This window comes from Endozoicomonas gorgoniicola (assembly GCF_025562715.2).
Taxonomy (GTDB): domain Bacteria; phylum Pseudomonadota; class Gammaproteobacteria; order Pseudomonadales; family Endozoicomonadaceae; genus Endozoicomonas_A; species Endozoicomonas_A gorgoniicola.
Genome location: NZ_JAPFCC010000001.1, coordinates 4701455 through 4717675, shown reverse-complemented (window position 1 = coordinate 4717675; position 16221 = coordinate 4701455). Strand labels below are relative to the sequence as shown.

The 16221-nt window shown below is 48.2% G+C and carries 14 protein-coding genes; 7 read left to right on the top strand and 7 right to left on the bottom strand.

What is annotated here, in order from left to right:
• Positions 1-133 precede the first annotated feature (133 nt).
• On the bottom strand, positions 134-1054 hold the full coding sequence (locus NX722_RS21145) for a transposase (protein ID WP_262564851.1): 921 nt from the start codon (positions 1052-1054) through the stop codon (positions 134-136).
• 411 nt (positions 1055-1465) lie between these two features.
• Here NX722_RS21145 and NX722_RS21140 point away from each other — a divergent pair, with 411 nt between their 5' ends.
• The 3 genes from NX722_RS21140 to NX722_RS21130 all read left to right on the top strand — a co-directional run bounded on the left by NX722_RS21140 (position 1466) and on the right by NX722_RS21130 (position 5575).
• Complete coding sequence (locus tag NX722_RS21140) at positions 1466-2998, top strand: Re/Si-specific NAD(P)(+) transhydrogenase subunit alpha (protein ID WP_262564849.1); 1533 nt, start codon at positions 1466-1468, stop codon at positions 2996-2998.
• Positions 2999-3014: 16 nt separating this feature from the next.
• Positions 3015-4409, top strand: coding sequence for a Re/Si-specific NAD(P)(+) transhydrogenase subunit beta (pntB, locus tag NX722_RS21135; RefSeq protein ID WP_262564848.1), 1395 nt, complete (start codon positions 3015-3017; stop codon positions 4407-4409).
• A gap of 341 nt (positions 4410-4750) precedes the next feature.
• The gene (locus tag NX722_RS21130; protein ID WP_262564847.1) at positions 4751-5575 is read left to right on the top strand and encodes a DUF5718 family protein; all 825 of its coding nucleotides are present in this window, start codon (positions 4751-4753) and stop codon (positions 5573-5575) included.
• Positions 5576-5648: 73 nt separating this feature from the next.
• Here the strand turns inward: NX722_RS21130 and nfo are convergent, their stop codons facing one another.
• Positions 5649-6491, bottom strand: a complete 843-nt coding sequence (nfo, locus tag NX722_RS21125; protein ID WP_262564846.1) for a deoxyribonuclease IV — start codon at positions 6489-6491, stop codon at positions 5649-5651.
• 135 nt (positions 6492-6626) lie between these two features.
• Here nfo and NX722_RS21120 point away from each other — a divergent pair, with 135 nt between their 5' ends.
• From NX722_RS21120 to NX722_RS21110, 3 genes are all read left to right on the top strand, one after another.
• Positions 6627-7202 (top strand): thiol:disulfide interchange protein DsbA/DsbL, encoded by a 576-nt coding sequence (locus NX722_RS21120; protein ID WP_262564845.1) that lies wholly within the window; start codon positions 6627-6629, stop codon positions 7200-7202.
• Positions 7203-7233: 31 nt separating this feature from the next.
• On the top strand, positions 7234-7833 hold the full coding sequence (gene dsbB, locus NX722_RS21115) for a disulfide bond formation protein DsbB (RefSeq protein ID WP_262564844.1): 600 nt from the start codon (positions 7234-7236) through the stop codon (positions 7831-7833).
• Positions 7834-8501: 668 nt separating this feature from the next.
• Positions 8502-9101, top strand: coding sequence for a hypothetical protein (locus NX722_RS21110; RefSeq protein WP_262564843.1), 600 nt, complete (start codon positions 8502-8504; stop codon positions 9099-9101).
• Between the two features lie 69 nt (positions 9102-9170).
• Here NX722_RS21110 and NX722_RS21105 read toward each other — a convergent pair whose 3' ends face one another.
• The 5 genes from NX722_RS21105 to NX722_RS21085 form a co-directional block, all read right to left on the bottom strand.
• Positions 9171-10133 (bottom strand): alpha/beta fold hydrolase, encoded by a 963-nt coding sequence (locus NX722_RS21105; protein WP_262564842.1) that lies wholly within the window; start codon positions 10131-10133, stop codon positions 9171-9173.
• Positions 10133-10771: a transcription termination/antitermination NusG family protein gene (locus tag NX722_RS21100; protein ID WP_262564841.1), complete on the bottom strand. Its 639-nt coding sequence runs from the start codon at positions 10769-10771 to the stop codon at positions 10133-10135. The genes NX722_RS21105 and NX722_RS21100 overlap by 1 nt, the downstream gene beginning before the upstream one ends.
• A gap of 307 nt (positions 10772-11078) precedes the next feature.
• The gene (locus NX722_RS21095; RefSeq protein ID WP_262564840.1) at positions 11079-12242 is read right to left on the bottom strand and encodes a phosphoglycerate kinase; all 1164 of its coding nucleotides are present in this window, start codon (positions 12240-12242) and stop codon (positions 11079-11081) included.
• A 259-nt stretch (positions 12243-12501) separates the two neighbouring features.
• Positions 12502-13524, bottom strand: coding sequence for a type I glyceraldehyde-3-phosphate dehydrogenase (locus tag NX722_RS21090; protein WP_262564839.1), 1023 nt, complete (start codon positions 13522-13524; stop codon positions 12502-12504).
• A 98-nt stretch (positions 13525-13622) separates the two neighbouring features.
• Positions 13623-14366: an NYN domain-containing protein gene (locus NX722_RS21085; RefSeq protein ID WP_262564838.1), complete on the bottom strand. Its 744-nt coding sequence runs from the start codon at positions 14364-14366 to the stop codon at positions 13623-13625.
• Positions 14367-14883: 517 nt separating this feature from the next.
• Between NX722_RS21085 and NX722_RS28705 the strand changes: the two genes are divergently transcribed.
• Positions 14884-16164, top strand: a complete 1281-nt coding sequence (locus NX722_RS28705; RefSeq protein WP_322740945.1) for a sigma 54-interacting transcriptional regulator — start codon at positions 14884-14886, stop codon at positions 16162-16164.
• Positions 16165-16221 lie beyond the last annotated feature (57 nt).

Here is a 16221-nt window from a genome sequence, read left to right as displayed (position 1 = left end):
TACCATGATGATCTGTTTTCACAAAAGCTCTCCCCTAGCGAACGACTGCTTAAATAAAAAACCGTCTTCATTGCCTGAGTGAAGCTCCAGTTTGACAATGTTTTGTGGCTCTTTTACAGGTTGGCTGATCATTTTACAGCCTCGTGCCTGATTTTAAGATAGAGGTAATCAAGATCATTGTAGCCACAAGCTTTGTAGATAATGCGTTTGATGACTCCATTGAAAGCTTCAATCTTCGCGCTGTTATACGATGATGGCAGTACGACAGCAAGCCCTCTCTTGCCCTGTCCAAGCCCTTAGCAAACCTCTTAAGTTCTGCAATTCCGGTTTCTTTTGCTAACTCTATCCATCTATCCAGAAACTTGCTGGCACACGCTTTGTACGTGTACGTCCATAGCTGTTTGAGCATGTCTTTCAGGATGTAAGCCTGATTGAGATCCTCGTTCATGCTCAAGAGCTCTTTCAGACTGCTTTCTTGCTTTGGAGTCAGGTTCTCACCAAGGAAGAGGGTTTCTCCTGAGTCGGCGTTAAGAACAACGGTAAGATACTGATGGCCTTTGCCAATGGATTTTTCGTCAATGAGCAGAGCGCGAATACCGTCACGCTTTGGAGCTGGAAGCATTCTCAGCAGCATCTCTTTATCCCAACGACGGGCAGTACCACCGGATATAGTAATGAATTCAGGCACCTTGTCGCAGGGCATATAGCGACATAAATGGCTGACGTGTCGTTTAAGGCGATCGGTTGCCTGAGCCTTGGGAGTTAAACCAGGAATAGTAACGGTTTCAATATTGTTGCAGTGTGAGCAGCGGCCCTGAAAAGCTGTGAAGAGAAGATTTACCTGTAGAACTCCCAGTGGTAAATCCTGGACACACCGATCTTTTGTCTTCATTTGTCCCATAGGGGTTTCACATTGACTGCATTTCTCGTGCTGAATTCGGCCATCCCTGCGGAGATAGACAAAAGCTTGTTTGACTTCCCAATCAATATCAATCTGCTCGATTACCCAGCCGGGAAATGCGAACATAGGACGTAGTGAGGGTGTTGTACACATGTCTGATCCTTCAGAAATTTTGATCCGTTCAAATCAATCTTTCCTGAAAGGCTATTTCTGTTGCAACCCCTCATTTTCCATCAGCCAACCTGTAAAAGCCCCGAAAATGATCATTTCTTTAAGTGCTTACCCTCTCTGTCATAGTTAATTACCACTTTCCCCAAAAATCACATAGTATGTGCGATCTAGTAGAGATCTTAGACGTTTGTCTAAGTTGTCTGGCCGTGATTCATGGAGTGAATACGACTAATAAAAAAAGCCATGGTTGTTACGGCAGGTGCATACTAAAAGCTGTTATGTTGGTTGAGCTGCCATGCTGGCTGACGACTGCTTTTCAGTTGCGGTATAAACGACATTAGTCATTCGATCACACTCCCTGATCATGTCTTTGATAATAACCAGGTGAACGATATGCGAATAGGGATCCCTGAAGAGATTCAGGATAATGAAAACCGGGTGGCGGCGACTCCCGACACCGTCAAGAAGTTAATCAAGCTCGGTTACGACATCGTTATTGAAAGCGGAGCTGGCAGTAAAGCCAGTTTTGACGATACGGCTTATACAGAAGCCGGCGCTGAAATCGCAGAGCGCAGCTCGGTCTGGGCTTCCGATATCGTTATGAAGGTGAATGCACCAACGAGCGATGAAATGGCCCTGCTGAAAGAGGGTGCTACCCTCGCCAGCTTTATCTGGCCCGGCCAGAACGAAGAGCTGATGAAACAGCTCAGCCAGCGCAACATCAATGTGCTGGCTCTGGACAGCGTACCCCGCCTGTCACGTTCCCAGTCTCTTGATGCGCTCAGCTCCATGGCTAACATTGGTGGCTATCGCGCTGTGGTGGAAGCTTCTCATCATTTTGGCCGCTTCTTTAATGGCCAGATTACGGCGGCTGGTAAAATTCCACCGGCGAAAGTTCTGGTCATTGGTGCCGGTGTTGCTGGCCTTGCGGCTCTTGGGGCTGCTGGCAGTATGGGCGCTATTGTTCGTGCGTTTGATACCCGTCCTGAAGTGAAGGAGCAGGTGGAAAGCATGGGGGCGGAATTCCTTGAGCTTGACTATGAAGAGGAGCAGGATTCCTCCGACGGTTATGCAAAGGAAATGAGCCAGGCATTTATTGATGCAGAAATGGCACTGTTTATGGAGCAGGCCAAAGACGTCGATATCATCATCACCACTGCCCTGATTCCCGGTCGCCCGGCACCAAAGCTGATCACTGAAGACATGGTTAAAGCCATGAAGCCCGGCAGTGTGGTTGTCGATCTGGCAGCGCAAACCGGCGGCAACTGCGAATGCACAGAAAAAGACCAGGCAGTGGTAAAACACGGTGTGACGGTGATCGGCTTTACCGACATGCCAAGCCGTTTGCCAACACAGTCTTCTCAGCTGTATGGCACCAACCTCGTCAACATGCTGAAGCTGATGACTCCGGAAAAAGACGGCAACCTTGTGATTGATTTCGATGATGAGGTGATTCGTGGTCTGACGGTCATCAAGGAAGGCAACATCACCTGGCCACCTCCGCCAGTGAAAGTCAGTGCTGCACCCGCTGTTAAACCAGAACCGGCTAAAACACCGGAAGCCAAAGAAGAAAAAGCCTCCCGTCCATGGCTCAAACCTGCGTTACTGGCGATTGGTGTCGCTTTGTTTGCGTGGGTTGCGAATTCGGCTCCACACCATTTCCTTGAGAATGTTACGGTCTTTGTGTTGTCGTCGATTGTCGGCTATTACGTAATCTGGAATGTGACTGCAGCACTGCACACACCATTGATGAGTGTGACTAATGCCATCAGTGGCATCGTTGTTGTAGGAGCATTGGTGCAGATGGGTAGTGACAGTCCGGTTGTACTGGCACTGTCGGGTATTGCGCTGGTGGTCGCTATGATCAATATCGTCGGCGGTTTTGCCGTTACCCAGCGTATGCTGAAAATGTTCATCAGGGACTAGTAAGGAGTTAGTGGAAATGTCCGAAGGATTACTTGTATCCGCTTATCTGGTAGCGGCCCTGCTGTTCGTTATGAGTCTTGCGGGTCTCAGCCGTCAGGAAAGCGCAAGAAGTGGCAGTCTCTATGGCATGGTGGGGATGGCCGTAGCCGTTCTGGCTACCCTGGCTCATGCTCATGTCACGGGTATCACCCTGGTGACTGTGCTGATGATTGCTGGCGCAGGTGTTGGTTTGTACCTGGCGAAAAAAGTGGAAATGACCGAGATGCCTCAGCTGGTTGCCATTCTGAACGGGTTTGGTGGTCTGGCTGCGGTACTGATTGGTTTTTCCAGTGCCATCGAAGGAATGAATGTTCCTGTGGTTGAAAGTCTTCTGTCTTCTTCTGAAGCGCTGATACACGACATTCAGGTTGCATTCGGTGTCATTATCGGTGCTATTACCTTCAGTGGTTCCGTGGTGGCCTGTCTGAAGCTGCATGGCCGAATTTCCAGCCGTCCTGCCTCTTTGCCCGGCGGTCACTGGAGCAATCTTGCCATTATTGGCTTTGCGGTACTGATGGCAGTGGTGTATGTGCAACAGAACAGTCTGCTGGCGCTGTTGCTGATGACCGGCTTTGCCTTTGCCTTTGGTATCACGCTGGTGATGGGTATTGGTGGTGCCGACATGCCTGTGGTGGTATCCATGCTGAATGCTTATTCTGGTATTGCTGCTGCAGCCACCGGTTTCATGCTGGGTAATAACCTGCTGATTATTACCGGTGCCATGGTCGGTTCTTCCGGTGCGATTCTGTCTTACCTGATGTGTGCTGCCATGAACCGCTCATTTGTCTCTGTGATTCTGGGTGGTTTCGGCGCTGAAGAGGGTGCTATTGCGGAAGGCGGTGAGCAGGGAGAGCATACTGAAGTGAATGTGGAAGACGTAGCTGAAATGCTGAAAAACGCATCCAGCGTCATCATCACGCCCGGCTACGGCATGGCGGTGGCTCAGGCGCAACACCCTTTGCGTGAGCTGGTCACTAAATTGCGCGGACAGAACGTTAAGGTTCGTTTTGGTATTCACCCGGTGGCGGGACGTCTGCCAGGCCACATGAATGTGCTGCTGGCTGAAGCGAAAGTACCGTATGACATCGTGGAAGAGATGGATGAACTCAACGACGATTTCGCCGATACCGATGTGGTACTGGTAATAGGTGCAAACGACACCGTTAACCCGGCTGCCGAGGAAGATCCGGGCAGCCCTATTGCCGGAATGCCAGTCTTGCGCGTGTGGGAAGCGGGTCAGGTTGTTGTCTTCAAACGCTCTATGGCGACGGGCTATGCCGGCGTGCAGAACCCGCTGTTCTTCAGGGAAAACTCCAGTATGTTGTTTGGTGATGCCAACGACACGGTACAGGGTATTTTGAAGCAGTTCTGAGAGCGTTCTATTTTTTTTCGCACAACCCCAGAAACTCCCAGTGTTGATTGCCAAGAAGATACTTTGCCAGATCTCTTGGCAACGACTTCACTGTTGCCTAGCCATAAGCAGCCTGTTGAAGCCACCTTGCGGCCAATATCACCAACGTTCAACCGGTAGACCGACCATGGAAGCTGACGAGACCTTGGCATTGGTATTCGCTGAAACCCGTAAGCGCCAATGATATCGAACACCAGGGGAATCCCAGTGCCAGCCTCATTCACCATTCCCAATACTCGAACTGTTCTCACTGTATCTGTAAACTTTCGTTTCCAACTATTTAAGATCAAAAGTGATTGATTATGCCGTTCAAACATGTAATCGGACTGGGCGTTGCCGGTAACTTTGCCGGACATCTGGAGCAGGCAGGTGAAGCAGCAGATTTTGTGGCTGTAAAAACAGACGAAGCGATTGCCCCTAAAGCCATTTTCCCGTTTTATGTACCGTCTGAAGAAGCTGGCTTCCTGGCCACTTACCCTCTGTGTAATAGTACAATTGTTCCGCCTAATGACGCAGACAACCTGCAGATTGAGCCTGAAGTAGCCCTGCTGTGCGATATCCACTACGACAAAGGCAAAGTAACAGCACTGACACCAGTTAAGTTTGCAGCCTATAACGACTGTTCTATTCGCAAACCCAATGCTAAAAAAATCAGTGAAAAGAAAAACTGGGGACAGCAGACCAAAGGGGTTTCCGGCACCATGATTGAGCTGGATCATCTGGCGCAGGGTGGCGTTCTGGATCGTTTCCGTATTGCCAGTTTTCATAAGCGTGGTAACCGCGTTGCCCGTTATGGTGAAGACAGCCCGGTGGTCGGTTACAGCTACTTTCATGAAAAGCTGCTTAACTGGATTATTGATCGCATGAATAACCAGAAAGATGTCGGTCCGGCAGAAGATATTTCTGGTTACCTGGCTGATGCGGGTTATCCACATCAGGCGCTGATCAGTATTGGTGCGACCCGTTACACCGAATACGGCGAAACCAACTTCCTGCAATCGGGCGACACCAGCATTGTGGTGGTATACGACGGTGAACAATATTCTCAGGAACAGATCACTGAAATGGCTCAGAATCAGGTATTTGCTGAACAAGGTATTTCCAGCCTGATTCAGGGCGTTGTCTGAGTTATAAAGCTTTTCGCTTTTCGCTTTTCGCTTTTAGCTGTTGGCTGTTGGCTCATGAACAGCCAACAGCCGGTTACACAGCCATCATCTTCAATGTTTCAATCTCATCTGCCCAGATGGTGTCATCAATGGTTTCCAGAACCATGGGGACACGGTCAAAGCGAGCATCCTGCATAATATACCGGAACACATCCCAGCCGATTTCACCCTGCCCCAGGCTGTGGTGACGGTCTTTGCGGGAGTTCAGTTCGGTTTTAGAATCGTTCAGGTGCATCCCTTTCAGATACTGGAAGCCCACTGTTTTCTCAAATTCAGCAAAAGTGGCTTCACAGGCGTCAGGTGTTCTCAGGTCATAACCTGCGGAAAAAGTGTGACAGGTATCGAGGCAAACCCCTATACGGCTTTTGTCTTCCACCTGGTCAATAATCTCTGCCAGCTCTTCAAAACGCCAGCCAAGGTTGCTGCCCTGTCCTGCGGTATTTTCGATAACAGCTATGACACCTTCTGTCTGATCCAGTGCCAGGTTAATGGACTCAGCGATACGGCTCAGACAGGCTGGAATCTCAATTTTTCGTAAATGGCTGCCCGGGTGAAAATTCAGTCTATCCAGCCCCAGCTGCATACATCGCTGCATTTCATCAACGAACGCTTCTCTGGATTTTTGCAAACCTTCTTGTTCAGGATGACCAAGGTTTATAAGATAACTATCGTGTGGAAGGATCTGCTCAGGCTTGTAACCATATTCCTCGCACCGTTCTTTGAACAGTTCAATGTTTTTGTCAGTCAGTGGTTTAGCTTTCCACTGACGCTGATTTTTTGTGAAGAGAGCAAATGCAGTTGCCCCGAGCTTGTGGGCGTTGACCGGGGCATTTTCGACCCCGCCTGAAGCGCTGACATGGGCGCCGATATACTTCATAAACAATCCTTTATAAGTTGATCTGGGTCAAAAAACGTACAGAGGTAATCATAAGAAAATCGTAAATACGATCAATTTTCAGCTCATGATAATAAGGCGATATTAGTGAAAAAAATATTATCTGCATTTTGCTTGATGTTAGCTATGCCTCTGTCGGTGATGGCGGCCACTTTCTCAGAAGGTACACATTACAACGTACTATCCGGTTTCCAGAAGTCAGAAAAGCCTGAGGTTCGTGAAACCTTTTCTGTTTATTGTCCAGCCTGCTACCAGTGGGACCAGAGCGTTGTGGGTGATCTGGAAAAGCGGCTTGAATCCAGGGAAATCGCTTTTAACCAGTCTCATGTTGCTTTTATGGGTAACTACGCCGACAAAATCAGTCAGGCACTGGCGATTACCAAAGGTACTGAGAAATACACCCCTGTGAAGAAAGCGATTTTTAAAGCGCTGCAGGAAGAGCGTATTGGTGACTGGAAAAATGACGATGACTTTTTCAAGGTTCTGGGTGAGGCTGGTCTGAGCAAGCGCGAATGGACTTTTGGTGTGAACGATCCGGTGGTTCGTGAACGAATGAATCGCTGGTCGCATCTGGAAAACAGTGTGCGCAGTGTGCCAAGTTTTATCGTTAATAATAAGTACATTATCAATCTCAGCAGCATCAAATCGTTTGATGAGTTTTACGATCTGATTGACTACTTGTTGGAAAAGTGAGCGGTTGGAAAAGTGACGAAAGGTTATAACCATGGCGAATGCAGACGTGCCGGATAGCGCCCGGAAAGGCTCCTTGAGAAAGGTATGGCATGAGTTCCGGACTCAGCCGCTGACGACTGTCAGGGCGTGGCAGAACAACCGGCTAACCTGGAGCATTATGCTGGGTACGGCAGTTTTTCTGGAAATCTGCGCTCTGTATTTCCAGTACGGAATGGACATGCACCCCTGTGAAATGTGTGTCTATCAGCGGCTTGCTGTGCTGATTCTCGGGCTTGCTGCCATGGTTATGCTGGTTGCTCCACGAAACAGGTTTGTCAGGGGGACGGGTTACGCCCTCTGGATCAGTGGAGCAGTTTATGGGTTGCAGTACGCACTTGAGCAGATCAAAAATTATGCGGACTTTAATCCGTTTTTCAGTTCATGCAACGCCTTCCCGGTCTTTCCTTTTGGGCTACCCCTGCATGAGTGGTGGCCCGGGATGTTCTTCCCGACAGGCATCTGTGGTGAAGATAGCTGGACTTTCCTGAGCCTGAATATGGCGAACTGGATGACTATTATTTTCGGTATCTATATTCTGGCATTTGCGGTCTGCGTACTCAGTTTTGTTGCTGGTAAACTGACGGATAAGTAATTTTTCAACAACCGAACAGACTTCAGTTACAGCTTATGGGGTCTGTTGCGGTTAATCTGTTGTCTTCAGTTTTTTCTACTACACTTCCCATCGATTGAATAAAATCCTAACCAATAAAATGAGCAGGGTTTGCTGTGTTTATAAAAAGTACTGCCCTGATTGTAATAATCTGGGGATTGTTTAGTGCATTTAACGTTTACGCAAATGATGTGGAAAATTTTTCCTGGAGCCTTCTTCATCAAGGGGACTATCAGGCTGGCGGCTACTTGTCAGAGACCTTTTCCATGTATGGTTCCGATATTTTAAATAGCCAGAGTTCAGAACTCTCAGGGCTTGGTATTGGAACGGGATTATACTTTCGGCATGATTACAGAGCCCTTCATCGCAACTCCGGTTTAACGGTCACTGTAAATCCGGGAGCAGCTTTGAACCCTGACATTTCAAATTCACTATGGCTATTTTCTCAGGGGGTCGGTCAGCCACCTGAAAGTGTGTTCCGTTTTAATATAAGAACGACAAGCCTTCTGAGAGGGCCAAGAATAACAGATCGTCAATACAGGTTCTGGTTGCTTGCTGCCGTTTTTTGCTGCCCCTGCACGGCTTGGCTGATAGGCATGTCTGGTTATTCATTATGTGAGGGAGTAGAAGAAAGGCAGGATAGGTTAAGGTTGTCTTATCTGGGTAACCTGCATCCGGGTGTCGAAATATATCACCAGTCTCTGGCAGCAGGTGGTGGCGACTTACTGAATGAACCGGGAATTCCCATACCTGTCAATACCTCGGTAATTCACTTGTCTTCCAGAGATGAGACCACATTACAGTGGTTGCGTCGTACAGTAAGAAATACGTCTTCCCGGGAAGACGTTATCATTATTCCCGGTTTCATTCATGAACCGACCCGTGTCAGGGTAGAGGTTATTCCGCCTGATACTGCTCGTGGGGATGTATTTTATACTGTAAACCTCTGGAGTCCGGAGAATCCGGCATTTCAGCGTATTCGAATGAATGTCGTACCTGTTTCGGATATTCATCATTCTATTTCTGCCTTATTTATTTATATTGGAGAGGCAGAATTGAGGGTATCAGTTTATAATCCTGAGTCGGCTCTCCCAGATTATGCGCCTCCAAATGAAGCTCCCCCGGCTTACTCACAGACAAATAGACCCTATACTTCTGATCAGGATCTGCAGGCTGGAGAACTTCCTGCCCCTTTTGCAAGAGGAGGCTTTGAGCACGCCTTTCAGCCATCAGGATCAGGAGGACACTGAATCAGGCGAGGAAGCTTTTTCAGGCAAGGAAGCTTTTTCAGGCAAGGAAGCTTTTTCAGGCAAAAAGTACTAAATATACGACGATAGCCATTCTGTATATTTTTCCCGGGTCTCTTCCAGCTCATTAGGAAGATGGTGTCGTGCATCTTTCAGCATCAGAACTTCCGGGTCTGTAAACAGCTGTCTCAGTTTTGCGATATTGTATTTCGCATCAACGGTTCGGTCACGGGTACCCTGTATGATCAAAGGTTTGTATGGGCTTTTCTGACGATGCCGTTCAATCTTCCGAATCCAGCGATCCATGGCTGATACCCACTGTGTGGGTAACACTTTCGGGGCAAGAGGGTCGTTGTGTGCCTTTTTCAGAAACTCCGGGTCGCAGGAATTATCCGTAAACCGACGTGGCAACTGCTTGATAAACGGTCTGGCAAGGTAGAGCTGAATACGGCTGACAGGCCACAGCCACGGTTGCACCAAAGGGGCCGAAAAAATCACTTTATCCAGTTCGGGCTGTTCTCCGGGCTCATGAGAAAAGAGCAGGAAGTCTGTCAGGATAGCGCAGCCTGTACTTTGACCAAAACCATGCCAGGGTCTGGCTAATTTGTCTGTGCAGGTTTTCAGAATATCAGCCAGTATCTGCGTATAAACAGAAAAGTCTGCAATGGTGGCAGGCTCACCGCTTGACAGTCCATGACCGGGCAGGTCAAAAGCCAGTACATTGTAACCCTGCTGCAGAAAAAACCTCAGGATATGACCAAACAGCCCCACATGATCGTAGTAACCATGCAGAACAAAAAACGTTCCTTTGGCACCGTCTTGCTCGTAGAGATGGCTGGCTATCTGATAATTACAGCTATCAATAACACCAAACCGGTGTTGTATGCCTGTCAGATGATTCTCAAGATCAATGCCGTAGTAAGCGAAATACTCTTGCTCAATAGAGGTACACTCCGGCACCTCTTTGACCTGCTCTTTACTGAAAAGAGGCTTCGGCTCCTGTTGTAAGGAGCGTTTCAATGTGTCGAAGTCCATCAGGCCTTTTCCAAATCATCCAGATTTACTTTCATGCGCTGTTTTTTAACAACGGTTTTCTGGGTTGAACCATCGCTCAGGCGTTGTTCCTGAATATGGCTGATCAGAATCTGCCCACGATAAGACCCCAGACTTTTTTCAAAGGTCATTTCCAGGTGCTTGAACAGCGGGTTGTTCATGACGACCTTGTCACCCGGTTCCAGAGCATCAGGTTTTATACCATCTGCCTTGTTGTTCAGGATTTTGACGATATTTCGAATCTCATCAATAATATCGTCCCCATTGGGTATGGGTTTGGGCAATACATCGGACTTTGCTTTTTCTTCTTCTTTTTTGGACATTCGTCCAGAGTTCACCAGCTGGCGGGTAATCCGGTTGAAATGCACCATTTCCTGAACGCCACGACAGGAGCGAATGGTGTGAAATTTTTTCAGATCTTTTTCCAGATCCAGCAACAGAAACAGGTAGCCGGGAAACAGGATTTCTTCCTTAAGCGCTCCCTTGCATTTCTGCCTGAACACCGGGCAATAGGTGTCAAAGCCCAGGTTTTCAAGGTGTTCCATGGCTCTCAGTTCCTGACGGACCTTGGTCTTGAGCAGGTACCAGCCTTCTTCTAACAAGCACTCTCTAATAGACATTGAAGTTCCCTGAATGCTTTAGGTTTTCATAAGGTTGCATGTCCAGCCACAGGGCAGAACTGAAGGTCATTATAAAGATCCTTGGAGAAATGTGGACAATTTTATGTCCGGATTGAGATAGGGCAGATTGAAAAGTGAGTTAGTAATTACATTTTTAAGTGACGATGAAAGAATACCACTCTTGGTAATCTTTTGTCAGTGCTATCGAGTCATTCATAAGGGATGGGGGGGGAAATAAGATGGGAATCCACCACGAACAGCGGATTCCCACCTGAGTGGGAATAACGGTAAGCTTTAGCTATTTCCCTTATTTGGAAGCTTCTTCCAGCATAGCCACAGCAGGCAGTTTCTTGCCTTCTACAAACTCCAGGAACGCACCGCCACCGGTAGAGATGTAGGATACCTTGTCCTTGATGCCGTACTTGTCGATAGCCGCCAGAGTGTCACCACCGCCAGCGATGGAGAACGCGTCAGATTCAGCGATAGCCAGAGACATGGAGCGTGTGCCTTCGCCGAACTGATCGAATTCGAATACGCCTACCGGGCCGTTCCACAGGATAGTTTTGGAAGACTTCAGCACTTCGTTGAACAGCTTCTGGGTTTCCGGACCAACGTCGAAGATCATGTCGTCGTCTTCTACTTCGGAAACCAGCTTAACCACCGCAGGCTCGTTCTCGTCGAACTTCTTACCGCAGATCACGTCAACTGGCATTGGCACGTCAACCTTTTCCATCAGCGCCTTGGCGTTAGGGATCAGGTCTTCTTCGTACAGGGACTTACCAACGTTGTGGCCAGCAGCGGCCAGGAAGGTGTTGGCGATACCGCCGCCAACGATCAGCTGGTCGCAGATGTCAGACAGGGACTCCAGAACGGTCAACTTGGTAGACACCTTGGAACCACCTACGATGGCGCACATTGGACGCTCAGGGTTACCCAGAGCCTTGCCCAGCGCATCCAGTTCACCCGCCAGCAGAGGACCCGCACAGGCAACGTCAGCGAACTTGCCAACACCGTGAGTGGAAGCCTGGGCGCGGTGTGCAGTACCGAAGGCATCCATTACGTATACGTCGCACAGAGCTGCCATTTTTTTGGACAGTGCTTCGTCGTCTTTCTTTTCGCCCTTGTTGAAGCGAACGTTTTCCAGAATAACCAGCTCGCCCTCAGCCACTTCAAAGCCGCCTTCTACCCAGTCTTTGATCAGACGGACTTCTTTACCCAGCAGGTTGGCGATGTAGTCAGCTACTGGCTTCAGAGAGAATTGCTCATCGTATTCGCCTTCCGTTGGACGACCCAGGTGGGAAGTCGCCATCACTTTAGCGCCAGATTCCAAAGCCAGTTTGATCGTTGGCAGGGAGGCCAGGATGCGGGCATCGCTGGTGACCTTGCCGTCTTTTACTGGAACGTTCAGGTCTTCACGGATCAGGACGCGTTTGCCGGCCAGATCCAGGTCAGTCATTTTCAATACGTTCATGGGGTCTCTCTCTCAATGACGAGTCAGACAAAGTGGCAGGTTTGTGGTTTAACAGGATAACTCCCGCACAATCACCACAACCCTTAAAAATGTGGGGACGATACCACAATCTGTTGAGGGTAGGTACGTAGGGGGCTGCCAATACGGTTAGAAAATTGATATGGATCATAGTGATTATCAAGGGTTAACGACAGACAACGAAGTTGCTCGCAGGGCATCCCCGGATAACACCTTTGATCCACCCAAAGTCCTGATAAAATCAGAGTTTTGAGTGATCCAGCCAATGACAGGCAACGTCCAGCATACGGTTTGAAAACCCCCACTCATTGTCGAACCAGCATAGCAGTTTCAGCAGTTTCCCGGAGGTCACTTTGGTCTGGGTGCCGTCAATCACACAGGAGCGGGCATCGTGATTGAAATCCACAGAAGCGTGCGGCTCATGGGAAATGCCCATTATGCCTTCCAGCCGCCCCCAGGTGGCTCGTTCAAGAATAAGGTTTACTTCTTCTTCCGTGGTTTCACGCTGGACGTGAACGGATAAATCCATGCAGGAAACGTTGATAGTGGGAACCCGCAAAGAGTTTGCCTTGAAACGACCTTTCAGCTCCGGCAATAAACGATCAATGCCTTTTGCCAGCCCGGTATCAACCGGAATAATGGAATGCAGGGCGCTGCGGGTCAGGCGCAGGTCGCTCTTGTGATAGGCGTCAATGACAGGCTGGTCATTCATGGCGGAATGAATGGTGGTGATTGATCCGTAATCAATACCCAGGGCGTCGTGCAGGGTTTTCAGCACCGGAACAATACAGTTGGTGGTACACGATGCGTTTGAGACCACCCGGTCGGAGGGGCTGATGGATTCTTCGTTGATGCCATAAACAATGGTGGCGTCGACATCGGTTCGGGCTGGCTGGGAAAACAGCAGTTTGGGCGAGCCGCTTTCCAGATGCCGGTCAGCAGTAAGCCGGTCTTTGAAGGAGCCGGAACATTCCAGCAACAGGTCTATATCATGTGCTTTCCAGTTGATGTCCTGTGGATTGGGAGCATTAATAATGTTGATCCGGTCTCCGTCAACAAACAGATCACTGCCGGAATGTTCCACCCTTGCCGGAAAACGACCATGTGTTGTGTCATAGCGGGTGAGGTACGCCAGGGTTTCAATATCAGACAGTTCGTTAACAGCCACCACCTGCATTTTATGCCGGTAACCGTTTTCATAGAGTGCCCTGAGAACACACTGACCGATACGACCATAACCATTGATAGCCACTTTGTAAGCCATGGCACTTCACCCCTTTTCCCTGAAATGGGGCAATTATAAGCGGGGTTGGCTGGGGCTGTCTGCACAGGTCTGGTCATGAAGAAGTGACACGCTTGCATTCAGGAAAGGTTATTATCTTGCTCACAGCGAGTAACTTTCTTCTCTTTCAGACCCGTAGGATCTTCTTTTTTGTACCAGCTCACATGGGATTTAAGACCGTCGATATGTTCCGCTAAATCCCCTTTCACAGTCCTGCCCATAGCATCCAGGATAAAATGAGCACCTTCAACGCGAGCAAGTTTTGCGGCGGGTACAAAGTCACTGTCTCCTGAAATCAGTATGATCTTATTTGCCAGCTTCTTTAGCACAACGCTTGTAATGTCTATCCCCAGCTTCATATCAACACCCTTTTGTCTCGGTCTCAGTGATACGTTATCTGGGTCTATCTCTTTTGTATCGACATCGCCCCGAACCAGTTTTTTAAAGCTATGAATTTTGTTGTCTGTACGAATAAATCCCCACTCATTATTGACAGTACTCAAATGCCCCATTCGACAGGCAACATAAGGTTGATGCATGAGGGCATCGTGAAGCTTGTTCTTGTATTTGGTGATGTCGCTTTTTGAAAAGTCAATCTGTTTGTTGGTTATGGGGTGATGTACTTTATGTGTCAGGGGTGGGCAGTCATAATAGTAGATGCGGTATAGGTCTTCATTTCTTCGGTCTACATGCTGTATCCAGTAGTGCCACATCTTTTTAGCCAACTCGGCAGGATCCATCGTCATTTCTGGATCAACCAGCTTGGTGAATAACCTGTTAAAGAATCCAGCGTCAACAAAAATAGCAACCGTTCGGCGTGACATTTTCCAGCCTCAAAAAAAAGCCCTTGGGTCGTCGCTTCCCGTATCGTGGGAGGAGTCGCCAAGGGCTGTATGTTCTTTAATTTCTGCTGTAATACTAGTCAAGCTAACGACTTATAGCAATATTGAGTCTCTTCCAATATGAAATGAGCCTGCTGCTATTGGGGCTTTCGTTCATTATTACGGGATGAAAGTCATCATTAACACAAAGCTCATAAAGACCCAGTCAGCTATTGAAAATCTACTCAAAGTGAAGAAGCCGTTTATTAGGGAAGTAGCAGAGAAAAACACCCCATCGAAGGCGGGGATGACGGTTCAGAGTTTATTTCGCATTTTTTCACCTTTTGCGACAGCCTCTTTCGCGTTTCGAGGGAATGACGGAGCACTGGTATATTCTACAGTGCTGCTTCCCTAAGATGGATGATGCAGGCTCATTAGCTCAGATCAAATTATTGAACAGCAGCTCATGTATAATCGCAGGTTATAACGACATAGAATATTAAGGGGGGTGATCATCCAGATGAACTCACTGGACAGTCATAAAAAGTGCCAGAATGCTTCAAAAAAACAGCTCTCACCTATCGCTTTAGACGACATGTCGGAGCTGGTCACACGACAATCCCTTGATATGAAGTTGCTGTACGTCAACAAAGCTTACTGCGAATTTACAGGAAAAACGGCCAGTGAACTTCTGGGCAAAAATGAGATGGCGTTTGTTCACCCGGAGGACCGGGACAAACTCATTCATTACATTCATAGCCATGTTTTAAACAGCCCGGACAGCCACAGCAAAAAAAGTATAACTCTGAGGTTTATCAACAGTCTGGGAAAGACTGCATGGATTGAGTGGACAGGCCACCTGATAGTGGATAAATACGGAAACCCTTCAGAATTTCAGGCTGTTGGCCGGGACATCACCCGGGAAAAATCCAGCATCGAGAATATTCTGACTCGTATTAATGAGACCGTTTTTACCATCGATGAGTCAGGTAATATCGAAGCCCTGAGCAGCATGCTGGAAAAACAGTTAAGCCTGTCAGTGCAACAGTTGAAAAAAGTACTGAACAACACTTTGTTTTCCAGCTCTGGACCAGTGCAACAACTGCTTCAGACCGGTATTGAGTGTAAAAATATTGAGATTACGCTGCCCCGAAAGAAGTCAAATGTCCGATATTTACTGGGTGGCACGCTGCTGGAACAGACTTCTGATGCCCCAAAAAAAGCCCTCATCATCCTGCAACCACTGGTAACCATAAACTCTGTTGCCAACCACTCAACAGAGGCTACAACCCAATACACCTTCGACACCATCATTACCAAGAATAAAAAAATGCAGCAGGCGATTAAATACGCCAGATTATTTGCAAACAATAACAGCAATATTCTAATTACCGGTGAAAGCGGCACGGGTAAAGAACTGTTTGCGCAATCCATCCATAACGTTAGCAACCGGAAAAATGGGCCATTTGTTGCGATTAATTGCGGCGCCATTCCCAAAGACCTGATCGGTAGTGAATTGTTTGGCTATGTCGAAGGGGCATTCACCGGTGCCAGAAAAGGCGGACAGACCGGTAAGTTTGAACAGGCTTCGGGAGGCACGCTGTTTCTGGATGAAATAGGCGACATGCCGTTAGAGCAGCAGGTTGCCTTACTGCGGGTTATTCAGGAAAGCCAGATCATGCGCGTTGGTGATAACAAATTGATCCCGGTGGATGTCAGGGTAATATGCGCTACCCATAAAGACCTGCTCACCGAAATCCAAAATAAAAGGGGCTTTTACAGGTTGGCTGATGGAAAATGAGGGGTTGCAACAGAAATAGCCTTTCAGGAAAGATTGATTTGAACAGATCAAAATTTC